The organism is Anaerotruncus sp., assembly GCF_057433415.1.
Genome location: NZ_DBMDHH010000005.1, coordinates 18,790 through 39,050, shown reverse-complemented (window position 1 = coordinate 39,050; position 20,261 = coordinate 18,790). Strand labels below are relative to the sequence as shown.

General features: G+C 64.4%; 20 protein-coding genes. 7 read left to right on the top strand and 13 right to left on the bottom strand.

Features of this window, described 5'->3' with window-relative positions; all coding sequences use genetic code 11:
• The first annotated feature begins 125 nt into the window (after positions 1 to 125).
• Positions 126 to 1,469, top strand: a complete 1,344-nt coding sequence (locus tag ACZO3G_RS02625; protein WP_276870067.1) for a hypothetical protein — start codon at positions 126 to 128, stop codon at positions 1,467 to 1,469.
• A gap of 56 nt (positions 1,470 to 1,525) precedes the next feature.
• On the opposite strand, the gene ACZO3G_RS02620 is transcribed toward ACZO3G_RS02625, so the two are convergent.
• The 4 genes from ACZO3G_RS02620 to ACZO3G_RS02605 all read right to left on the bottom strand — a co-directional run bounded on the left by ACZO3G_RS02620 (position 1,526) and on the right by ACZO3G_RS02605 (position 4,834).
• Positions 1,526 to 2,002 carry an acyl-CoA thioesterase gene (locus ACZO3G_RS02620; protein WP_276870069.1) on the bottom strand — a complete coding sequence of 159 codons (477 nt, stop codon included), beginning with the start codon at positions 2,000 to 2,002 and terminating at the stop codon, positions 1,526 to 1,528.
• A 149-nt stretch (positions 2,003 to 2,151) separates the two neighbouring features.
• Positions 2,152 to 2,523 carry a type II toxin-antitoxin system PemK/MazF family toxin gene (locus ACZO3G_RS02615; RefSeq protein WP_101553195.1) on the bottom strand — a complete coding sequence of 124 codons (372 nt, stop codon included), beginning with the start codon at positions 2,521 to 2,523 and terminating at the stop codon, positions 2,152 to 2,154.
• A 218-nt stretch (positions 2,524 to 2,741) separates the two neighbouring features.
• On the bottom strand, positions 2,742 to 3,281 hold the full coding sequence (locus ACZO3G_RS02610; RefSeq protein WP_276870073.1) for a hypothetical protein: 540 nt from the start codon (positions 3,279 to 3,281) through the stop codon (positions 2,742 to 2,744).
• A gap of 17 nt (positions 3,282 to 3,298) precedes the next feature.
• Positions 3,299 to 4,834 (bottom strand): NAD(P)H-hydrate dehydratase, encoded by a 1,536-nt coding sequence (locus ACZO3G_RS02605; RefSeq protein WP_276870075.1) that lies wholly within the window; start codon positions 4,832 to 4,834, stop codon positions 3,299 to 3,301.
• Between the two features lie 233 nt (positions 4,835 to 5,067).
• On the opposite strand from ACZO3G_RS02605, the gene rpsF reads away from it, so the two are divergent.
• From rpsF to rpsR, 3 genes are read left to right on the top strand one after another with little or no spacing between them, the layout of a single operon-like run.
• On the top strand, positions 5,068 to 5,445 hold the full coding sequence (rpsF, locus tag ACZO3G_RS02600; protein ID WP_101550064.1) for a 30S ribosomal protein S6: 378 nt from the start codon (positions 5,068 to 5,070) through the stop codon (positions 5,443 to 5,445).
• Positions 5,446 to 5,466: 21 nt separating this feature from the next.
• Positions 5,467 to 5,919 (top strand): single-stranded DNA-binding protein, encoded by a 453-nt coding sequence (locus ACZO3G_RS02595; protein ID WP_101550060.1) that lies wholly within the window; start codon positions 5,467 to 5,469, stop codon positions 5,917 to 5,919.
• Between the two features lie 50 nt (positions 5,920 to 5,969).
• Positions 5,970 to 6,221, top strand: coding sequence for a 30S ribosomal protein S18 (rpsR, locus tag ACZO3G_RS02590; RefSeq protein ID WP_101550058.1), 252 nt, complete (start codon positions 5,970 to 5,972; stop codon positions 6,219 to 6,221).
• Between the two features lie 67 nt (positions 6,222 to 6,288).
• Here rpsR and ACZO3G_RS02585 read toward each other — a convergent pair whose 3' ends face one another.
• The 6 genes from ACZO3G_RS02585 to ACZO3G_RS02560 form a co-directional block, all read right to left on the bottom strand.
• Positions 6,289 to 7,203, bottom strand: a complete 915-nt coding sequence (locus ACZO3G_RS02585) for a pseudouridine-5'-phosphate glycosidase (protein WP_121586802.1) — start codon at positions 7,201 to 7,203, stop codon at positions 6,289 to 6,291.
• Positions 7,204 to 7,304: 101 nt separating this feature from the next.
• Entirely contained in the window at positions 7,305 to 8,039 is a 735-nt protein-coding gene (locus ACZO3G_RS02580; RefSeq protein WP_101550054.1) for a GntR family transcriptional regulator, read from the bottom strand.
• A 188-nt stretch (positions 8,040 to 8,227) separates the two neighbouring features.
• Positions 8,228 to 9,307 carry a BMP family ABC transporter substrate-binding protein gene (locus ACZO3G_RS02575; protein WP_158595622.1) on the bottom strand — a complete coding sequence of 360 codons (1,080 nt, stop codon included), beginning with the start codon at positions 9,305 to 9,307 and terminating at the stop codon, positions 8,228 to 8,230.
• A 23-nt stretch (positions 9,308 to 9,330) separates the two neighbouring features.
• A complete protein-coding gene (locus ACZO3G_RS02570; protein ID WP_276870085.1) occupies positions 9,331 to 10,290 on the bottom strand; it encodes an ABC transporter permease in 960 nt (319 codons plus the stop codon).
• Positions 10,287 to 11,327, bottom strand: coding sequence for an ABC transporter permease (locus ACZO3G_RS02565; protein ID WP_158595621.1), 1,041 nt, complete (start codon positions 11,325 to 11,327; stop codon positions 10,287 to 10,289). Before ACZO3G_RS02565 ends, ACZO3G_RS02570 begins: the two co-directional genes overlap by 4 nt.
• 16 nt (positions 11,328 to 11,343) lie before the next feature.
• Positions 11,344 to 12,876 (bottom strand): ABC transporter ATP-binding protein, encoded by a 1,533-nt coding sequence (locus tag ACZO3G_RS02560; RefSeq protein WP_276870090.1) that lies wholly within the window; start codon positions 12,874 to 12,876, stop codon positions 11,344 to 11,346.
• A 357-nt stretch (positions 12,877 to 13,233) separates the two neighbouring features.
• Here ACZO3G_RS02560 and ACZO3G_RS02555 point away from each other — a divergent pair, with 357 nt between their 5' ends.
• Together ACZO3G_RS02555 and ACZO3G_RS02550 are read left to right on the top strand one after the other, a co-directional pair.
• On the top strand, positions 13,234 to 14,061 hold the full coding sequence (locus tag ACZO3G_RS02555; protein ID WP_276870092.1) for a hypothetical protein: 828 nt from the start codon (positions 13,234 to 13,236) through the stop codon (positions 14,059 to 14,061).
• Between the two features lie 29 nt (positions 14,062 to 14,090).
• Positions 14,091 to 15,041: an eIF2B alpha/beta/delta subunit family protein gene (locus ACZO3G_RS02550; protein ID WP_101550043.1), complete on the top strand. Its 951-nt coding sequence runs from the start codon at positions 14,091 to 14,093 to the stop codon at positions 15,039 to 15,041.
• A 54-nt stretch (positions 15,042 to 15,095) separates the two neighbouring features.
• Here ACZO3G_RS02550 and ACZO3G_RS02545 read toward each other — a convergent pair whose 3' ends face one another.
• Positions 15,096 to 15,797 carry a Crp/Fnr family transcriptional regulator gene (locus tag ACZO3G_RS02545; protein WP_101550041.1) on the bottom strand — a complete coding sequence of 234 codons (702 nt, stop codon included), beginning with the start codon at positions 15,795 to 15,797 and terminating at the stop codon, positions 15,096 to 15,098.
• Between the two features lie 122 nt (positions 15,798 to 15,919).
• On the opposite strand from ACZO3G_RS02545, the gene ACZO3G_RS02540 reads away from it, so the two are divergent.
• Positions 15,920 to 17,434, top strand: a complete 1,515-nt coding sequence (locus tag ACZO3G_RS02540; RefSeq protein WP_276870098.1) for a YjjI family glycine radical enzyme — start codon at positions 15,920 to 15,922, stop codon at positions 17,432 to 17,434.
• Positions 17,435 to 17,499: 65 nt separating this feature from the next.
• Here ACZO3G_RS02540 and ACZO3G_RS02535 read toward each other — a convergent pair whose 3' ends face one another.
• Positions 17,500 to 17,931: a YaiI/YqxD family protein gene (locus ACZO3G_RS02535; RefSeq protein ID WP_276870101.1), complete on the bottom strand. Its 432-nt coding sequence runs from the start codon at positions 17,929 to 17,931 to the stop codon at positions 17,500 to 17,502.
• A 135-nt stretch (positions 17,932 to 18,066) separates the two neighbouring features.
• Positions 18,067 to 20,253 (bottom strand): beta-propeller domain-containing protein, encoded by a 2,187-nt coding sequence (locus tag ACZO3G_RS02530; RefSeq protein ID WP_276870104.1) that lies wholly within the window; start codon positions 20,251 to 20,253, stop codon positions 18,067 to 18,069.
• Positions 20,254 to 20,261: the final 8 nt, after the last annotated feature.

Below are 20,261 nucleotides of genomic sequence, written 5' to 3'. Positions count from 1 at the left end.
AACGTTTCGGGAACCGCCCGGCTTATGCCGGGCGGTTCCTTTTGTTTCCTCCCGGGTGATTGAAAAAGCCGCGCGGATATGCTATGCTTAATTTCGACAGATTTCGACATCCGGGAGGGCATCTCATGTTTGGGCTGATGGGCCTGTTCGGCGCCGCCTGCATCTTGTGGGGCGCCGGAATCTACCTGCGGCTTTTCCTGCGGCGGCCGCGCTACGACGACCCGCTCGCCTACGCGCAGGCGCTTTCCCTTTCCCGCGCGCTCGACCGGCGGCTCGCGGCCACTTCCCTGCGGCGGGTCGTCTGGCTCAAATTCTACGCCAACATGCTGCTTCCCTTCCTGGGGATCGCGGGCGGGCTCCTGCTCGGATACGTGATCCTTTCGGGCGCGCCTCCCCTCCCCGGCGCCGTCGTCTGGATGGCGGCGGGCGGCTGTGCGCTGGCCGACCTGCTCTTCCTGCGCTTTTATGACCGCCTCTCCTTCTGCGTCAACGCGGCGGCCTGCCTCACGCTGGCGGCCGCCTGCTTCTTTGCGCCGCCCGGCGGGCTCTTCCCCCAGCCGCCCCTTTGGGCCGCCGTCGCCGTGTCCGTGCTCTGCGCCTGCAACCTCGCCTATTTCTGGCAGCGGCGCGCCCTCTTCTCCCCCGCCGCCGGGGAGCTTTCCGCCGACGGGGACGACATGTTCCCCTCGGGGGAACCGGAGGAGCTTCCCCTTCCGGAGACCACCGCGTTTCCCCGCGGGATACCGGGCGCCGCCCCGACCGGGCCGCCCGTCCGCGAAAGGCCCGTCCCGGCCGCATGGACGGAGAAAGAGCCCGCCCCCGCCGCGCGGACAGTTCCGGAGGGACCGGCCCCGGCCGTATTTGCCGCGGAGGAGGGGCCCGCGCCCTCCGCCACCCCCGCCGCCCGGCTCGACTGGCTGCTCGACCGCGCCGCGCCGCCGATTTCCGGCGCGGCTCCCCGGCGGGACGAGCCGCCGCACGTCCGGAGGCTTCCCCCATATCCCCCGAACGAATGGGCGCCGCCCGCCCCCGTGCGCGCGGCGTCCTCCCCGTGGGACGCATGGGAGGCGCCCGCCTTCACGGAGGCCGCCTCCCCCTCGATATGGGGGCCTTCCGGCGGCGGGGAAGCCGCCTTTTCCGGCGGCATGCCGCCGGCCGGCGCCCGCCCGCAGTTTGCCCGCCGCGCCTTCGTCACCGGGAGCTTTCTGCACGGGCGGCAGGCACGCCTCGCCGTCTGCGTCCCCGGGCAGGCGGTCATCATCCGCCACCTGCCCGACGCGCGCTTCAGCGACTATATGCAGGTCAGCGCCGTCGTGGAGGACGGGCCGCCCATCGACGTGGGGAACCTCGGGGCGGGGCCGTCCGCGATCCTCTGTCCCGAGCTGCCGACCGGCGCGGCCTGTTACGGGAAGATCCTGCGCATCTTTCCGGACGGCTACGGGATGCTCAAATGCGAGATCGCCTACTGATGGAAGCAGGGCGTCCGCCGGATGGCGGACGCCCTGCTTTTTGCGCGCGGCGCTCTTTAAAACTGTTCGATGCGGCGCTGGAGCCTCAGCTCGGTGCGGCGCGTGCCCGCCTCCCACTCGGCGCGCTCCTCGTCCGTCTCGGGGACCAGGCGGGGCACCGGGGTGGGGCGCTCGTGCGAATCGAGCGCGACGAGGGTGAAATAGGCGCGGTTCACAAGCTCCTTGCTCCCGTCCAGCCGTTCGACGAACGCCTCCACCCGCACCTCCATCGACGTGACCCCCACGTGGGTGATCTGCCCGATCAGCAGGACGGTGTCGTTGGCGTAGGCGGCCTTTTTGAACTGGAGGTTGTCGATCGAGACGGTCGTCACGTCCCGGTGGGCGTGCCTGCGCGCCGTCACCGCCGCCACCACGTCCATCCACGCCACCAGCTTGCCGCCGAAGAGGCGGCCGTTGCCGTTGGTATAGCCCGGCATGACGATCTGTATCTGCTCGGTGCGGGATTCCGCGACCCGGTGCTCAAGGTTTTCCATAAACTGACGCCTCCGTTCATTTCGTATCCCCATCTTATCAGGTTCCGCGCGTCCCCGCAAGCGGACGCCCCGCCGGGGAGACCCCGGCGGGGCGTTATATGGCCGGGGAAAAACCGCCGGCGCTTTATAAAGACAGTTCGCCCACGCGTTTATGTAGGCGTGAACTGGCTGCCCGTGTCGCCCAATCCGAAGCTGATCGAAAGGGCATGGTTGATCTGTCCCATCGAGCCGTCGTCGAGACGGCCCATCTTCTCCTTGAGGCGTTTTTTGTCGATGGTGCGAATCTGCTCGAGCAGCACCACCGAGTCCTTCGACAGGCCGCACCCGTCCGAATGGATTTCGATGTGGGTGGGCAGCTTGGATTTTTCCTTCTGGCTGGTGATCGCGGCGGCGATCACCGTGGGGCTGTAGCGGTTTCCGACGTCGTTTTGAACGATCAGCACCGGCCGCACACCGCCCTGTTCCGAGCCTACTACCGGGCTGAGATCGGCGTAGTAGATCTCTCCCCTTTTTACGGTCACGTCCATCACTCTCCGTGGTTATGGGCGGGCGAGCACGCCGCCCGTATTCGCATTTTTAACGCGTTATCCTGCACCGATATTTTGAACCTCCAGGGCATGGTTTAAACAGCGCGGGGGAAAAATGTTCCCGCGCCTCTACCATTCTATTTCCGGGCGCGTCTTTTTGACAGCAAAAACGGCCCGCACCTTACGGTGCGGGCCGTTTGAAACCTCCGGGTTCATTCAAGAATCTTGAAATTCAGGATCTCCACCTCGAAGTCGTTCTGCGGAATCGACAGTTTCAGGATATTTCCGTTTTCCCCGTCGACCACAAGCGAGAAGTCCCCCTCCTCGATCTTCCCGGTCACGACGAGCTTTCCGTCCTGCTCCTCGAACCGGACCCCCTGGTCGTTGAGCGCGGCGTTGAGGGCCGACAGGATCATCTTGGAGGCGGCCTTGCCCGGCACGCTGTCGGGCGTGAAGTCGAAGCTGAGGTCCCCGTACTGGACGGTCACCTTGTCGGTAAAGAAGGTCATTTTCATATCCCGGATGCTCTCGGGCGACTGGAAGGTCACGACCGCGCAGTTCATCGGCTTTTTGTAGATCGTCATCTCCGTCTCCAGCCCGCCGTAGCGAACCTTTGCCGTGGTCTGGAACGACTGACTGAGGTTCTGACGCATCTGCTCCGCCGCCGACTCCTCCCGCGCCTTCGCGCCGCAGCCCGCCGCGCCCAGCAGCAGCGCCGCCGCCAGCAGGATGCCGAACACCCGTTTCATCATCGGGACTCCTCCTTTATCTACCGGTCGTTATCCGCAAACACGCGCGGAAGCGCGTCGATCACATCGCGGGCGAGCATCGCATATTGGGAAAACTCCCCGGCGGCGTAGTCGCCCGCCATGCCGTGCAGCCAGACGCCGCAGGCGGCAGCCTCCTCCGGGCTCCTGCCCTGCGCGGCGAGCGCGCCCACGAGCCCCGCGAGCACGTCGCCGCTGCCCGCCTTGGCAAGCCCGGCGTTGCCCGTCGTGTTGATCCACACCCGCTCCCCGGGCGCGGCGGTCAGCGTGTGGGCGCCCTTGAGCGCCACCGTGACCCCGTACTCCCGCGCGAACGCCTTCCCGGCGGTCAGCGGGTCGGGCCTCAGCTGCTCGAGGGGCAGCGTCGTCAGCCGGGAAAGCTCCATCAGGTGGGGCGTGAGAATGACCTCCGCCTTTTTGTCCTTCAGTATATCTATATTCCGCGCGAGCGCATTTATACCATCCGCGTCGATGACGAGCGGGCGGGAGACCCGCCGCACGAGCTCGTAGACGATGCGGCAGGCGTCCGGCCCGGTCCCCAGGCCGTTTCCGACCAGCACCGCCGTGCTGCGTTCCGCCGCCTCGAGCAGCGCGTCCATCGCCTTGTAGGAGAGGGAGCCGTCGGGGTTCTGCGCGAGCGGCAGCAGCACCGCCTCGGGCAGCATGGGCAGCACGGTGCGGCAGACCTCCTTGGTGGAGGCGAGCGTCACGTAGCCCGCGCCGGAACGCATCGCGGCGAGCGTCGAGAGCACCGCCGCCCCCATGTACCGCTGGGAGCCCGCGACGTTTAAGAGCTTGCCGTAATCCCCCTTGTGGGTGTCGCGGCGGCGGCGGAGCAGCCGGTCGAAGACCCAGCCGCGGTCGACGAGGGTAAAGAGGGGCTCCACCCCCTCGTGCGCCTCGGGCGGGATACCGATGTCCGCGACGACCACCTCGCCGCAGTACTCCGCGGCGGCGGGCATCGCGGTGGCGGGCTTGTCGCTGTCGAAGACGACCGTCATGCCCGCGCGCACCGCGCAGGGGTCCGCCTCCCCCGTGTCGGCGTTTACCCCGCTGGGGATGTCGAGCGCGAAGACCCGCACGCCCACGCCGTTGATCAGGCGGCAGACGTCCCGGTGGCGCCCGTCGAGCTCGCCGTGGAAGCCGGTGCCGTAGATCGCGTCGACCAGCAGGTCGGTCGAGGCGAGCCGCTCGGTCAGGTATTCGGGGTCGTCCCCGTAGCCGACGACCGCGATGTCCATCACGCCGATCCGCCGGAGCATCTCGGCGGCCTCGGGCGTCTTGGGGTCCCCGTCGGTCAGCACGACCGCCACGTTCGCGCCCGCCTCGCTGAGACGGCGCGCGGCGACGAACCCGTCGCCCCCGTTGTTGCCCCGCCCGCAGAAGATCGTGACGTACCGCCCCTCCACGTCCGCCGCCCGGCGGATCGCCGCGGCCGCGGCGCTGCCCGCGTTCTCCATCAGGCGCTCGCAGCTCATCGAATAGTTGAGGGAATTGCGTTCCACCGTCTTCATCTGTTCGGATGTCAGAATCCTCATGTCGTCAGCCCCCTGTCGCTTTTGTGTGTCCCGGCCGTTTCCTCTCCATAGTATAGCACAGTTTCATGGGCGGAAAACAGCGAAAGCTTGTACAAAAAAGGAGTGTCCGGGCCTTGACGAATTCCTGCAATCCTGCTATAATTTACTGGTTAGCCGCGGAATTCCTTCCGCGCTGCAAACATCCTTGCCCTTTCCATCGAGAGAGGGCCTAAAGTCCAAAAGGAGGTGTTCAAATGGCACAGCTCACAGCCAACTACGAAACTGTAATGGTATTCAGCATGAAGAACGGCGAGGAGAGCGTCAACGCGCTCGTGGAGAAGTTCTCTTCCCTCATCGGCGAGAACGGTACCATCACCAAGGTCGACACCTGGGGACAGCGCGCCCTGGCGTATCCGATCAACGATGAGACCGTCGGTTACTACGTGGTGATCAACTTCACCTCGAAGCCCGATTTCCCCGCCGAGCTCGACCGTATCTACAAGATCACTGACGGCGTCCTGCGTTCGCTGATCGTCGCGAAAGACGAGGAAGAGGCGAAGGAGGAGCCCAAGGAGGAAGAAGCCCCCGCCGCTCCCGCGGCCGAGGAACCCGCTGCTCCCGCCGAGCAGTAAGCGTAAGGAAGGTGTACCGCGATGTTAAACAGGGCGATTATCATGGGCCGCCTCGTGGCCGACCCGGAACTGCGCCAGACCCCGAACGGTGTGTCGGTCATCACCTTCACCGTCGCGGTCGACAGGAACTACTCCCGGGACCGGGAACGCCAGACCGACTTCATTGACGTCGTGGCCTGGCGCCAGACCGCCGAATTCGTGTCGAAGTACTTCAGCAAGGGCAAGATGATCATTGTCGAAGGCTCGATCCAGACCCGCAGCTACGAGGACCGCAACGGCAACAAGCGCCGTGCCGTCGAAGTGGTCGCGGACAACGTCCAGTTCGGCGAGAGCAAGAGCGCCGGCGGTTCCCAGCAGGGCTATACCGCTCCCGCTCCCACCCAGGCCCCGCCGGAGCCCGCCGTCTCCTATGCGAGCGGCGATGTGGGCGACTTCTCCGAGATGTCGTCCGATTCCGACGACCTTCCCTTCTGACCGCATTCTTCCACCTGTGAACCCCATATCATTACAAGGAGGTTAGAATCATGGCTTACGACAGATCCGATAACCGTGGCCCGCGCGGCAGAAAAGGCCGTAAAAAGGTCTGCTCCTTCTGCGTCGACAAGCTCGGCCCGATCGATTATAAGGACGTCCCCCGCCTGAGAAGGTATCTCAGCGAGCGCGCGAAGATCGTTCCCCGCCGTGTCACCGGCACCTGCGCGCGTCACCAGCGCCAGCTGACCCTCGCGATCAAACGCGCCCGTCATATCGCGCTGCTCCCCTACACCAGCGACTGATCGCTGACAAAACAACGCATCAAAACGGCCGACCGGCATTTGCCGGCCGGCCGTTTTTTGCCGCCTGTTATTTGCAGTACGCGACGGCGATCCGCGCCGCCACGCGCGCGTTGTTGTAGGCGAGCTCCAGGTTGCTCGCCAGCGACACGCCGTGGGTCATGTCCTTGATCGCAGCCAGCAGGAAGGGGGTCGTCGCCTTGCCGTGGACGCCCTGCTCCTTCGCCATGTCGAGCGCTTTGGTGATCACCTGCTCCATCTCGTCGTAGTCGAGCGCGTACTCCTCCGGGATCGGGTTCGCGATGACCGCGCCCCCCTTGAGCCCCAGCTCCCATTTGGTACGGAGGATGCCGGCGATCTCCGCCTCGGTGTCGATCCGGTAATCCACCTTCAGGCCGCTGCTGCGGCAGTAAAAGGCCGGGAAATCCTCCGTGCGCACCCCCAGCACCGGCACGCCGTACGTCTCGAGGTATTCCAGCGTGAGGCCAAGGTCGAGCAGGCTCTTCGCCCCCGCGCAGACCACGCCGACCGGCGTGTTCGCGAGCTCCTGTAGGTCCGCCGAGATGTCGAAGGTCTCCTGCGCGCCGCGGTGCACGCCGCCGATCCCCCCGGTCGCGAAGATGCGGATCCCCGCCAGCGAGGCGATCAGCATCGTCGTGGCGACCGTCGTCGCGCCGTCCCGCTTCTGCGCCAGATAGACCGCCACATCCCGGCGGCTCACCTTGCCGATGTCGCCCGGCTTGCACATCCGCTCGAGCTCGTCCGCCGTCAGCCCCACCTTGAGCTTTCCGCCGAGGATCGCCGTGGTGGCGGGGACCGCGCCCTCGGCGCGGATGATCTCCTCCACCTTGTGCGCGAATTCCAGATTCTGCGGATAGGGCATGCCGTGGCTGAGGATGGTGGATTCGAGCGCCACCACCGGACGGTTTTCGCTTACGGCCCGCGCGATTTCGGGCGTGATATCCAAATATCTTTCCAGGTTCATTGCAGTCATACCTCCACGATTCATTTTATCTTGGCCAATATCATATAGACATCTAGATCATTATTTCGATTTTTCCGGGACCCCGGGTCGACCGGGATCCCTCAGCCCCTGCCGTAGGAGCCCTGTTCGATCTGCATGACGTACCGCTCGCCGATCGAGTCGGTGACGTCGAAAAACACCGGGTCCCCCGACGCCAGGAAGCCGACATGCTCCAGGCGCAGGATGGGGGTGGAGGTGCTGACGCCCAGCCGCTGCGCCAGCTCCTCGCTGGCCAGCGTCGCAGTCACAAAGCTCTCCCCATGCTGGAGCGGGACGCCGAGCTTTTCGGTAAACATCGCGATCAGCGACATCTCAAGGTCGCCCGCGCAGAGGCCCGTCGCGTAGGCCGGGTTGATGTACGCCGTACAGTAGGAGATCGGCACCCCGTCCGCCAGCCTCACGCGGGAGAGCCGCCAGATCGGCGTGCCGGGCGCGAGCCCCAAATGTTTCGCCGTCCGCTCGTCCGCAAAATCGGATTCGAGGTTCACGTCGCGGATTCCCGGCACGAGCCCCGAAGCCAGCAGCTGGTCCGTGAAGCTCTTGACGACCGCGGTCGAGCGGTCGAGCGCGACGCCGCTCTTGAAGGTCCCCTTCCCCTGGATCTTGGTCAGCAGGCCCTCGCTCACCAGCGCGGTGATCGCCTGACGGACGGTGCCCCGGCTCACGGCGTACTTTTCCGCGAGCTGCTGCTCCGTTTCAATCTGTTCCCCATAGGCCATTCCCTGGATCTCTTCGCGAAGGTCTTCCATGATCTGGTGGTACAGGGAAACCCCGGCGACCCTCTTCAGCGCACTCATCTCTTCACCCGAATTCCGGAGTCATGCGAGCTCCATTTAATCAAACGTCTGTATGTATGTCTCTTCCTGTTTTCATAATACACATTCCAATTGGTTGTGTCAACCAATTCGGCGGCCGCCGCGCGCCGCCGGTTTTCCGCGAAACCCTCCGGGGAATCCCCCGGAGGGTTCGCGCTTCTCTCTTCCGCTTACTTGTGCAGCGGCTCGGTGGAGATGTCGATTTTGCCCGCGATGATATCGTCGTAGGCCGCCTTGATCTTCTCCTTCGCCTCGTCGCTCAGGGGGGAGTTGTCCAGATATTCAAAGGTGCAGACGCCTTCGGAGATGCCGTAATCGACGCGCTTGCCGCCCTGGAAATTGCCGGAGATCGCGTCCTCGATGAACTGGATGACCATCTTGTCAAAGAAGTTGACCGCGCTGCCCAGCTCCAGGTCTCCCAGCACGTCCTGATAGTGCACGTCCCACGCGACAAAGTAGACGCCCTTTTCCGCCGCGGCCTGCGCGCCGCCGACGCCGGTGCCGCCCGCCGCGGCCGCGATCACGTCGCAGCCCTCGTTGACGAGCATGAGGCCGAGCTCCTTGCCCTTGGTCGGGTCGGTCCAGGTGTTCGCATAGGCGACCATGTCCTCGATGTCGGGGTTGACGCTGCGCATGCCCTGCTGCCAGCCGGCGACGATCGCGTTGATGACCGGCTCGTCCGCGCCCGCCACGATGCCGACCTTATTCGCCTTGGTCGCGCAGGCGGCCGCCACGCCGGCAAGGTATCCGGTCTCGGTGCGGTTCAGGCCGAATTCCTGCAGGTTGGGATAGTCCGCGATGTCCGAGATCACGCCGTCCAGGCTGCCGAAGAGGATGTCCGGGAAATCCGCGGCCACGGCGGTCGTCGCGTCGGCCATGCTGGAGTTGGTGGTGATGATGATGTTGTAGCCCGCCTGCGCCAGCGCGCGGGTCTTGGGCTCGTATTCGCTCGACTGGGTGGCTTCGACCACCTTCACCTCGATGTTCGGATGCTCGGTCTGGTAGTCGCCGAGGCCGGCAACCAGGTTCTGAAGCCATTCCGCCTCGTCGACGGCCATGTCGGAGACGAGCGCCACCTTGTAGCTCTTTTCCGCGGCGTCCCCATCGCCGGGCGCGGGGGCGGAAGCGTCTTCCGCGGGAGCGGCCGGGGCGGAAGTCTCCGGCGCCTTTTGGCCGCCGCAGGCGGTAAACGCCGCCGCGACAAGAACCAGCGCCATTGCGAGAGCAAGGATCTTTACAGACTTTTTCATTTTCCGTTCTCCTTTGAATTGATTTATTGACGGTCTCCGGCGGTAACGTCGGACCCCATAACAATCAGCTTCTTTTCCGCGGAGCGCTTCCGCAGCCATTTGACAAGGCTCTTGATGAGCAGCGGCGCGATGACCACGATCAGTGCGAGCACATAGGGCAGCATCGAGAGGATCTGCACCGGGTAGCCCCTGCCAGAAAGGGTCAGCACCAGCGCGTCGGAGAATCCGAACATCAGGCAGGCCAGCAGCGAAAGCACCGGCTCCGCCCCTGTGAGCACAAGCACCGCGATCGCCGTAAAGCCGCGCCCGTCGGTCATCCCGACGTTGAACATGTTGAGGGAAAGCGCGAGCTGCGCGCCCGCCAGCCCGCAGAAGACGCCGTTTAGAGCGAGCGCGAAATAGCGGATGCGCTTGATTCCGATGCCCGCCGAGAGGGCCGCGTCGGCGTTTTTCCCGATCGCGCGCACCGACAGGCCCATGTTCGTCCGGTAGAGGAAGACGTGGACCGCGAACGGCAGGAGGAGCGCCAGATAGACGAGGATCGAGTGGTCGTTCAGGACCGGCCCGATCAGCGGGATTTTTTCGAGGAAGGCAAAGTGGATGGTCGGCAGCGCGAGCTCGGACGGCAGGATGAACCGCCCGCTCGCGCCGAAGATCGGGACGAGCAGGTACCGCGTCAGGCCGGTGGCGATCGTCGTACACGCCAGCGCGCAGATGATCGGGTCGACATCCAATTCAAAGACGAAGAGCGCGTAGACCAGCGCGACAAGCAGCGTCAGCAGGACGGCGAAGAGGATGCCGCCCATAACGCTCTGCGTCATATAGGTCCCGACCACGGCGGCGAAGCACCCAAAGAGGGTGAAGCCCTCGAGCGCGAGGTTGAAGATATCCACCTTGATGGAGAAGAGGCCGCCCAGACAGATGAGGATGACCGGCGCGGCCAGCCGGACCGACAGGTTCAACAGCTGTTCCACATTGATCATGCCGTCTTCCCCTCCTTCCGCCTGCTCTGGAGCAGGTACCGCAGGATGTTGATGGTGGCGAAGAGCATGACGAAGCCCTTGACCACCTGGACCATCTCCGCCTGGACGCTCGTCTCGACCGACAGCGTCACCGCGCCGCTCTGCAGGGCGCCGAGGATGAGCGAGCCGAAGATGATGCCGAGCGTCGAATCCTTGCCGATGAGCGCGGCGGTCATGCCGTTGAAGCCCATGTCCACCGCGAAATTGTTGTAGACCTTGTGGTAGACGCCCATGACCTCGCCCGCGGCGGTCAGCCCCGAAAAGACGCCGCCCAGCAGCGCGACGACCAGGACGATCCGGATCGTTTTGACGCCGCACGCCTTGGCGAACTTCGGATTGTGCCCGATCATCCGCAGCTCATAGCCCGGGACGGTCCCCCGGATGCAGAGCGCGTAGGCGATGATGATGGCGACGACCGCGACCAGGATCAGGGTCGTGTTGAGGGAGGGCGCGAGGTTCACCGACATCGGCACGGTGGTGTCCGCCTTTGCGATCGGCCCGTTGTTGAGCAGATAGTCGGTCAGCAGCAGGATGATATAGTTCATCAGGATGGCGATGACCACCTCGTTGACCCCGAACAGAAATTTGAACACCGCCGGCAGCAGCGAGATGAGTCCTCCGAAGAGCGCCCCGGCCGCCACCATGACGACGGCCTGCACCCAGAGCGGCGCGTTGGGGATGACCTGCGGCACGAAGGCGATGCCCAGCGCCGCGAAATACATCTGGCCCTCCTGGCCGATGTTGAAATAGCCGCAGCGGTTGCAGATCGAAAAGGAAAAGGCCAGCAGGATGATCGGCAGGGTGTAACGGATAGTGTTCTTGATGCCGACCCAGCTTCCCAGCGCGCCCTTGGCCAGCGCCCGGTACGCCTCGAGCGGGTTGCCGCCCGAAGCCAGCACGACCAGCCCCGCGACTGCGAACGCGATCAGCACCGCAACCACCGGGGACAGGCCGCCCAGCAGCTTCTTCAAGGAAACCTCCGGGAGCTTCCGTTCCATGACATTCTCTCCCATCTCAGTTCGCCTCCCTTTCCGAGCTTGTAATGCCGCCCATCATCAGCCCGATCTCCGCCTCGGTCGCCGAGGGGATGTCGGTCACCTCGCCCGAGCAGCGCCCCTCGTAGAGGATAATCATGCGGTCGCTCAGGCTCATCAGCTCCTCGAGGTCGGCGGAGACGAGCAGGATCGCCGTCCCGCGCCGCTTCTGTTCGAGCAGGTGCTCCCGCACGAAGTTGATCGCGCCGATGTCGAGCCCGCGGGTCGGCTGCGCCGCGATCAACAGCTTGGGGTTCCGGCTGATCTCCCGCGCCAGTACGATCTTCTGCATATTGCCGCCCGAGAGGGACCGGACGGGCTTGTCCTGCGTGAGGCCGCGGATGTCGAACTTGCGGACCATCTCCGTCGTGTTTTCCGCGATCGCCCTGCCGCGCAGAATCCCGCGCCTGCTGAAGGGCGGCTGTCCCGCGACCCCGCAGATGAGATTCTCGTCCGCGTTCGCCTGCAGCGCCAGCCCCGTCGTCATCCGGTCCTCCGAGATATAGCCGACCCCCTTGGCCCGCCGCTGGCGGATCGGCAGGCGGGTGACGTCCTCGCCGTCCAGCAGGATGCTGCCGCCCGAGAGGCGGAACATCCCGATCAGCAGGTTGATGAGTTCCGTCTGCCCGTTCCCTTCCACGCCGCCCACGCCGAGGATTTCCCCGCGGCGCACCGCAAAGGTGAGGTCCCGGATGCGCGGGATGCCGCTTCCGTCGATATACCAGAGGTTCTTGCAGACGCAGACCGGCTCGCCCACCTCGCCCCGCTCGCTGTTCTGGATCAGCTGGACGTCCTGCTTGCCGATCATCGCGCGCGCCACGTCGGTCTCGGAGGCCTCCCCGCGCTTGAAATGCGCCACGACCCGCCCCTTGCGCATGACGGTGATACGGTCCGCCACCCGGATGACCTCCCGCAGCTTGTGGGAGATGAAAACGATGGAGGTGCCGTCCTTTTTGAGCTCGTCGATGACGCTGAAGAGCTCGTCCGACTCCTGCGGCGTCAGCACCGCCGTCGGCTCATCGAGGATGAGCACCCGCGCGCCCAGATAGAGCGCCTTGATGATCTCGATCTTCTGGCGCTCCCCCACGCAGAGGTTCCCGATCGGCGTGTCGGGGGAGATCTTCTGCATGCCGAAGCGCGCGAGCAGCCCGCGGATCTTCTCCTTGGCCGCCCGGTAATCGATGAAGTCCGCCCGGGTGGGCGCGTGACCGAGGATGATGTTCTCGGTGATGCTCATATGGTCGATCTGCATGAAGTTCTGGTGCACCATGCCGATCCCGTGCTTAAGCGCGCCCGAGACGTGGTAGGAACAGGGTTCCCCGTTGATCAGGATCTTGCCCGCGTCCGGCGCGTACTGTCCGTAAAGGATCCGCATCAGCGTCGTCTTGCCCGCGCCGTTTTCCCCGACGAGGGCGTGCGTCTCGCCGGCCTCCAGCGAAAAGTCGATCCGGTCGTTCGCCACGAGCGCCCCAAAGCGTTTTGTAATGGATTCCATCCTTACGACAGGAGCCATCCGATAACCTCCTTCGGTGCAACCGCCTGGTTGTTCAGTGGAAAGATTTAGTGTTTTATAGATTTAGTTGTCTATATGTTTATGGCATAAGGGTAGCATGCGCTCTCCGTAATTGTCAATAGTTTTCTTTTTCAATTTTCAATTTTATTATGCAGAATGAGCCTCTTTCCCCCATCAAATGCCCGCGTTTTCTCGCATTTCATGCTGGATTGCGGCGCTTTATGCAAAACGCCCAGCCCCCATGGAGAAATTTCCGGGTGAAATCTGTGCAAATCGTAAAAATTGTAAAAACATCTATACAACTATATCATCTTGTGTTATAGTGAATCCATCAAGTCTGGAAAAGAGGGATTCCTTATGGATGCTTTCACGCCCGAGACCATCTGGAATGAATATGAAGAGCTATTGGAGATGACCCGCAGGCACAGCTTTTCCTCCCGGATCCGCAAATACCGGGACCTCTCCATCCTCCGGCTGCTGGGGGAAGTGAGCCTTGTCGTCGCCTGCGATTCCAACGCCTCCAACGGGGAAAAGCCGAACGACACCCACCGCAACACCTATGACGAGACCGCGGTCAGCGCGCTGAAGGTCCCCACCATGGAGGTGCTCGCCACCGGCGCCACCCCCATCGTCATTGCGGACAATCTCTGCGTGGAGATGGAGCCGAGCGGACGGAAAATCATCTCCGCCATGCAGGAGGAGCTGGACCGCTGCGGGCTGCTGGACAGCATCCAGTTCACCGGCAGCACCGAGGACAACATGCGCACCCTCCAGACGGGCATCGGCGTCACCGTCGTCGGGCTCGTGAGCGACGCCGCCCTCCGGCTCGGCCGCACCCGTCCGGGCGACGCGGTCTACTGCGCCGGCGTCCCGCAGAGCGGGATCATCGAGCATTACAGCGAACGCGACGGCACCGTCGCCAAAATCTCCACCGTGGCGAAGCTGCGGGAGCTGGATTTCGTCCACGAGATCCTCCCCGTCGGCTCGAAGGGCGTCCTGTATGAGGCGGGCCAGCTCGCGGAATGTGTCGGCCGGCGGTTCCTGCCCGTCGAGCAGCCTCCCGTCGACCTTAAGACCTCCGCCGGCTCCTGCACCGCCGTGCTGGTCAGCCTGCCGGAGGAATCGGGCGCGGCGCTCGCCGCGGAACTGGACATCCCCTGCTTTTTCATCGGCCGGATTCAATAAGATACCATATTAATAAAGGAGCGATCACCATGTTACAGGACATCCAATTCCAATCGGCACAGCACGTCATCGACGAGGTGCGCAATATGAACGTCAAGGGCGGCAGCCCGTTCGGGCGCGCCGCCGCGTGGGCCTACCGCCTCGCCTGCACCCAGGAGGAATTCGCGGACGTGGCCGCGCTCAGGGAACGGTTCGACTATATTTCGAGCGAGCTGCTCAGCCTCAAGCCCACGATGGCCACCATCTATAACTCCAAGTCCCTCGTCTATAAAAAGCTCGACTCCTTCCCCGCCGGCACGGAGATTTCCACCATCACCGGCGAGATCGCGGCGCTCTGCCAGCGGATCATTCAATATTCCCTCAGCGCCGTCGACCACCTCGGGGAGAACGGGGCCAACCTGATCCAGGACGGCTGCACGGTCATGATGCACAGCTATTCGAGCGCCCTGATGAGCGTCTTTACCGCGGCCGCCAAGCAGGGGAAACGGTTCAGCCTGATCTGCACCGAGTCCCGGCCCCTGCGTGAATCCCGTGTCGCGGCAAAGATCCTCCAGGAGCTGCATGTCCCCGTCACCTATGTCACCGACGCCTCCATCTGGGAGTTCATGCCCGCCTGCGACCTCATCATCATGGGGGCGGACACCATCGCATGGGACGGTTCGGTCGCCAACAAGATGGGCACCGCGCTGATCTCCCAGCTCGCGCTCTCCTGCAAGAAGCCGGTCTACATCGCCAGCGAAATCTATAAGCTCGACCGCCGCACCGCGCAGGGGCACCCGATCGTGCTCGAGCGCCGCACCCCCGCGGAGATCGTCTCCCCCGGCGATTTCGACAGCATGGAAGGGATCGAGGTCATCAACCAGTTCTTCGACCTGACCCCCTCGCACCAGATCACCGGGCTCATCACCGAGCGCGGCGTGATCGCTCCCTCGATGATCTCCCTCAACTGGGACCGCCTCGAAGCCCAGCTTCTCGGCTGATCCCCATTCTCCCATACAAAAGCGCGGCCCCGGTTCCGGGGCCGCACTTTTCCGTCACATGCGTTCATAAATCTCCCGGGCCGCCGCTTCCAGCTTCCCGAGCGCACGCCCGTCCAGCGCCAGCCTGCCGTGCTCCCGTACGGCGTAGCCCTCCGCCTCCAGTCGGTCGAAATAGCGGTAGAGGGTGCGCAGGTTCAACCCCAGCAGCTCGGAGAGGACGCGCCGGTTGATCCGGACGGATACCGGCGGCGTCTCCTGCCGGACCCGCTCGTGGAGGTAGAGGAGCACCGCCTCGTATCCGCCCGCGAACCGGCGGCGGACGCTGGTCTGCATCGCCCGCTCCACAAGGGACGCGAGGTAGCGCAGCACCACGCCGGAAAAACCGCCGCTATTTTCAAGCAGCGCGCAGAAGCGCCGCGCGTCCGCCTCGGCAAAGAGGCAGTCCTCCTCCGCGGTGATCGACGCGCTGAAGGCCTCTCCGCCGCAGAGCAGCTCGGTGAGGCCGTAAATCTGAAAGCCCTCGTTGACGTAGGCAATGAAGCTGCGGCCGTCGCGGGAGATCGTGAGGACGTGGCACCGCCCCGACAGCATGATCCGGACGGAGCGGATGGGGAACCCCGCGTGGAGGATCCGCTCCCCTCTTTTGACCCTGCGCGCGCGCAGTCCCGGCCCGCAGCAGCGGGACAGCAGCTCGGGGCCCGCTTCCCCGCGTGCGGCGGCATCCATGAGCTCCGTGAGGCCCTCCGCGAATTCCATTGGATATCCCCCTTTCCGTCACCAGCATAAAACACTTTTGATAAGATGTCAATTGTCATTTTCTTTGCCGGACCGCCGGCCTATGATGGAAACAGAACAATCACCGGAAAGGCGGCGATCCAATGGAATCGATCCAGCGGCAGGTCCTGGAGATCATTAAGGACCCCACCAAGACGCACATGCAGACGGTTTTTTCCCTGGCGGAGTTCGCGGAAAACCTCTGCGGCTACCCGGCGGGCGTGCCGGACAACTTCCAGCGGCTCGTGGAGGAGGAGATTCTCTGCGACCACAACGACGGGCACGCCCCCCTCTGCCCCCGCTACATCCTCCCCGACTACGAACGGTTTATGGAGCGGGGCTGCGCGTTCCTCCGCCTCCCGCCGCCCGGGACGCTGGCGGAGGCGCTCGCCTCGCTGATGATCTTCTATTCCCATGTCCCGTCGGTGACCCATTATCCCGTATACATCGGACGGATCGACCGGATGCTCGAGCCGTTCGTCCGGGAGGTCCCGCGCGATGAGGCGCGCGGCATGCTGCGCCTCTTTTTGACGGCGCTCGACCGGACGGTGAGCGACAGCTTCTGCCACGCCAACATCGGCCCCGAAGCCACCGTCACGGGGGAGCTGGTCGTCGAGCTGCTTCCCGAGCTGCAAAACGCCGTCCCCAATCTCACGCTGCTCTACGACCCCGCGGTCACGCCTGACGAATTCGCGGTCAAATGCGTCTCCAGCGCGCTGAAGTGCGCGAACCCCGCGTTCGCCCATGACCCCTATTACCGTTCCCGCATCGGGGAACGGTATGGGATCGCAAGCTGCTACAACGGCCTCTATGTCGGCGGCGGGGCCTACTCCCTCTCGCGCATGCGGCTCTGCCGGATCGCCGAACGGTGCCGCAGACTCGACGAATTCTTTTCCGTGCGCCTGCCCGAGGCGGTGGACGCCGCCTGCCGGTTCATGGAGGCGAAAATCCGCTTTATCGCCGAGGAGATCCCCTTCTTCCGGACGAATTTTCTTGTCAAGGAGGGGTTCCTGGAGCGGGAACGCTTCGTCGGGCTGTTCGGGCTGGTCGGCATGAACGAGTGCGTCAACACCCTGATGGACCTCTGCGGCAGGCCGGGCCGCTACGGTCCGGACGAGGAGGCCAACCGGCTCGGCCTGCGGATCGTCGAGGCGATCGAACGGCAGGTGAACGCTTTCCAGAGCAAATACTGCGAGGTCAACGGGCACCGCTTCCTGCTGCACGCGCAGGTCGGCGCCGTCGGCGACAACGGCGTCACCCCCGGCGTGCGCCTCGCGATCGGCAGCGAAATCCCCCTCTACGACCACCTGCGGCAGGCGGGGATGTTCCACCGCTTCTTCCCGTCGGGGATCGGCGACATCTTCCCCTTCGACCGGACCGCGCTCCAAAACCCCGCCGCCGTGCTCGACGTCTTCAAGGGGGCCTTCCGGGTCGGCATGCAGTATATCTCCACCTACGAGTCGGAGAGCGACGTGATCCGCGTGACCGGCTACCTCATCAAACGCTCCGACTTCGAAGCCCTGCAAAAGGGCGCGCCGGTCGCCAACGGCGCGGTCGCCGCCTCCAGGGAAACGATCGAGGAACGCGGCACCTACGAACGGATGGTGCGCAGCGTCTAAAAGCGGCCCACGGCAGGATTCCCGGGAAATAAAAGACGCCCGCGTCTCGCGGGCGTCTTTTGACTCTATTCGTCCAGCAGGGTCTCCAGCGCGTGGGAAAACGCTTCGTCGTCCGCGGCCGTGCGCTTTTTGATCGTGCCCGTCCTGCCCCCCGCCCGGCGCACCTTCTGCCCCAGGTGCCGCTCGAAGAGCAGCCGGTCCATATTGCCCGAATCGTACACCATCCCGTTCTGGTTGAGGGCGCGCGCGCCCTTGCCCAGCGCCATCGCCGCCACGCCGAAATCCTGCGTCACGACGACGTCCCCGCGCTCCATGAGGTTCGCGAGCTTGATGTCCGCGCTGTCCCTCGCCTTATCCACCGTAATCACGGTGCTGTAGCCGTCGCTCAGGACATGGGTATTGTCGATCACCATGACGACGGCGATCCCCCGCTTTTTCGCAAGCCGCGCGATCTGATCCTTGACCGGGCAGGCGTCGGCGTCCACCAGAATCCGCATTTCACGGTCCTCCCAAAGGCAGGGGAACGGCGGACGCCGTTCCCCCGCCGTCTCTTTCTCATCGTTCCCGCGCGGCCGGAGCTTACCCCGGCGGAAACCCAAAAACAGCCGCCGGCGGCGGCCGTTTTGGGAATGTCATTTGAGCCGCAGGATTTCCTTGCGCGTAAAGCTGTCGAGGTCGTAGCTCACGATCCAGTCGGGCGAGAAGGTATAGAGGGTGTTCCCGATGTAGAGTCCCCGGTTCACCCCGGAAAATGCGTTGGGTCCGAAATCGTCGTGGCTGATCTTCGCCTTGAGGGTAAAGCCGTCCGCGTCCTTCCCGTAGCTGAACACGTAGTAGCGGCTGACGATCCGTCCGAAGCCCGTATCCACCGCAAACCCAAAGAGGGAGCGTTCCTCGTCAAAGAGGACGGCCTTGTGGTTGGACAGCGCCTCCGCCCAGACGCCCTCGCCCCCGAAGTTGTAGACGTAGAGCTCCTTCGGGTTAAGCGGGTCGGAGACGTCGAACATCGAGAGCTTGACGCCGTTCGCCGTGCCACGCTCGTCGACGCTCTGCCCGATGCCGAGCAGGAGCCCGTCGTCCAGCGGGTGCAGGTACTCCGAAAATCCGGGGATCTTGAGCTGCCCGAGCACCTTGGGCGCGCGCGGGTCCGAAAGGTCGATCGCGAAGAGCGGGTCGGTCTCCCGGAAGGTCACGACGTAGGCCATCTCGCCGAGGTAGCGTACCGAATAGATGCGCTCGCCCGGCGCGAGCCCCTCGAGGCGGCCGATCTGCCGCATACCGCTGTCGAGCACATAGAGGTTGTTGCTTACGCCCTTCACGGGATATTCCGCCGTGGCGGCCACCCGCAGGTTGCCGTCGAGCTCGCTGAACGCGAACTGCCCGTCGACGTATCCGTCGATCCACGCGGTCCCCATGAGGTCCAGCTTGCCGCCGGCGGAGAACTTGACGATCCCGGTGCGGCGGTAGCTCTCCGAATCGGAGACGGACCCGCGCCAGGAGTCATAATAGACATAGAGGTTGTCGGCCGACATGTAGACGCCGTCTCCCCCGCCGAGCACCGCGCGGGTGTCCGATTTCCCCGTCCGCACATTGACGGCGGAAACCACCGCGTAATCCGCGGAGCTGCAATCCGGCGCGATCGCGATTTTGTCCGCGGGCAGAAGCCGGGGTTCGGCGGCGCCGCTCTCGAAGCAGACCGGTACGATGTCGCTCATGGGGGTGCGCTTATCGGTGAGATCCGCGTAGACATATTTCCGGCTGACGAGATAGAGGGTCCCGTCCATCAGGCGGGAGGAGACGTAATTGCCGTCCTGCCGGAAGGTGCGCACCTCCTGCGGTTCGGCCGGGTCGGAAATGTCGTAGACCGTCATCTCCACTCCGCCGTCCCAGCTCCCGCCGTTCCATGAAGCCGCGTCGCCCGATGCGGCGGACCTGTCGACAAGGCTGTCGTCCGTCGCCTCGACCACCGTCTGTTTCGGCGCCGGGAGTTCGTCCGCGCTGTAACCGACGGTGACCAGCCTGTCGCCGTCGAGATAGAATTCATCGATCGCGGGATCGACCTCGATCGTCGCGGTCAGGGTCATCTTCTGCGCATCCGCGATGAAAATCGCCGGGGATTGGCTCGTCGTATTCTGATAGACGTAGCTGTAGAGGTATTTCCCGTCCGTCTTGACGATGTCCGCCTCGTCGACCCCCGCCTCCTGCACGTTGGTGCCGGAGAACGCGGCGGGCGCGCTGCGGATCATCCCGCCGGCATCCGCGGCGGGGGCCGCGTCTTCCACCGCGCCCGCCTCCGGTGCCGCCCCGTCCGCAAGGTACAGGTCTCCGCTGAAGCTGCCCTTGAGCATCCGGTCCCCTGCCAGCCGGTAGATCGTGTCGCGGACCTCGGTGTAGTCCGCCGCGTAATAGGCCGCTTCCGCGCCGCCGGAAGCCGCGGACGCCAGCATCGGCATGGCCGCCTCAGCCGGCGCGTCCGCCGGGGCCGCGGCCATATCGGCCGCCGTCTCCGGCATCTCCGCCGTTTCCGCCTCCGCCAAAGCGGGGCCGTTAAGCAGGTCGGCGGATTTCGCCGCGCCTGAATTCAAAAACCATACCGCGCCGAGCACCACCACAAAGCAGGCCGCGACGCTCGCGATCGCGCGCCACCGGATGACCTTCCCGGATCTCTCCTCCGGGACCTCCTCGATCTCCTCCAGCCGCGCGCGTAGCACCTCCGCGTCGAGTGAATGTGGCAGCTTGATGTCACGATTCAGTTCCTCGAATCTGCCGCGCAGAAAATCCAACGATTCCTGCAACTCTTCCTGTCTGTCGGGCTTCACGCACATTC

Excerpts from the sequence above, each read along its gene's own strand:
- ACZO3G_RS02625 (WP_276870067.1), top strand. The coding sequence starts at position 126 with ATGTTTGGGCTGATGGGCCTGTTCGGCGCCGCCTGCATCTTGTGGGGC.
- ACZO3G_RS02620 (WP_276870069.1), bottom strand. The coding sequence starts at position 2,002 with ATGGAAAACCTTGAGCACCGGGTCGCGGAATCCCGCACCGAGCAGATA.
- ACZO3G_RS02610 (WP_276870073.1), bottom strand. The coding sequence starts at position 3,281 with ATGATGAAACGGGTGTTCGGCATCCTGCTGGCGGCGGCGCTGCTGCTG.
- ACZO3G_RS02605 (WP_276870075.1), bottom strand. The coding sequence starts at position 4,834 with ATGAGGATTCTGACATCCGAACAGATGAAGACGGTGGAACGCAATTCC.
- rpsF (WP_101550064.1), top strand. The coding sequence starts at position 5,068 with ATGGCACAGCTCACAGCCAACTACGAAACTGTAATGGTATTCAGCATG.
- ACZO3G_RS02595 (WP_101550060.1), top strand. The coding sequence starts at position 5,467 with ATGTTAAACAGGGCGATTATCATGGGCCGCCTCGTGGCCGACCCGGAA.
- rpsR (WP_101550058.1), top strand. The coding sequence starts at position 5,970 with ATGGCTTACGACAGATCCGATAACCGTGGCCCGCGCGGCAGAAAAGGC.
- ACZO3G_RS02585 (WP_121586802.1), bottom strand. The coding sequence starts at position 7,203 with ATGAACCTGGAAAGATATTTGGATATCACGCCCGAAATCGCGCGGGCC.
- ACZO3G_RS02580 (WP_101550054.1), bottom strand. The coding sequence starts at position 8,039 with ATGAGTGCGCTGAAGAGGGTCGCCGGGGTTTCCCTGTACCACCAGATC.
- ACZO3G_RS02575 (WP_158595622.1), bottom strand. The coding sequence starts at position 9,307 with ATGAAAAAGTCTGTAAAGATCCTTGCTCTCGCAATGGCGCTGGTTCTT.
- ACZO3G_RS02570 (WP_276870085.1), bottom strand. The coding sequence starts at position 10,290 with ATGATCAATGTGGAACAGCTGTTGAACCTGTCGGTCCGGCTGGCCGCG.
- ACZO3G_RS02565 (WP_158595621.1), bottom strand. The coding sequence starts at position 11,327 with ATGGAACGGAAGCTCCCGGAGGTTTCCTTGAAGAAGCTGCTGGGCGGC.
- ACZO3G_RS02560 (WP_276870090.1), bottom strand. The coding sequence starts at position 12,876 with ATGGCTCCTGTCGTAAGGATGGAATCCATTACAAAACGCTTTGGGGCG.
- ACZO3G_RS02555 (WP_276870092.1), top strand. The coding sequence starts at position 13,234 with ATGGATGCTTTCACGCCCGAGACCATCTGGAATGAATATGAAGAGCTA.
- ACZO3G_RS02550 (WP_101550043.1), top strand. The coding sequence starts at position 14,091 with ATGTTACAGGACATCCAATTCCAATCGGCACAGCACGTCATCGACGAG.
- ACZO3G_RS02545 (WP_101550041.1), bottom strand. The coding sequence starts at position 15,797 with ATGGAATTCGCGGAGGGCCTCACGGAGCTCATGGATGCCGCCGCACGC.
- ACZO3G_RS02540 (WP_276870098.1), top strand. The coding sequence starts at position 15,920 with ATGGAATCGATCCAGCGGCAGGTCCTGGAGATCATTAAGGACCCCACC.
- ACZO3G_RS02535 (WP_276870101.1), bottom strand. The coding sequence starts at position 17,931 with ATGCGGATTCTGGTGGACGCCGACGCCTGCCCGGTCAAGGATCAGATC.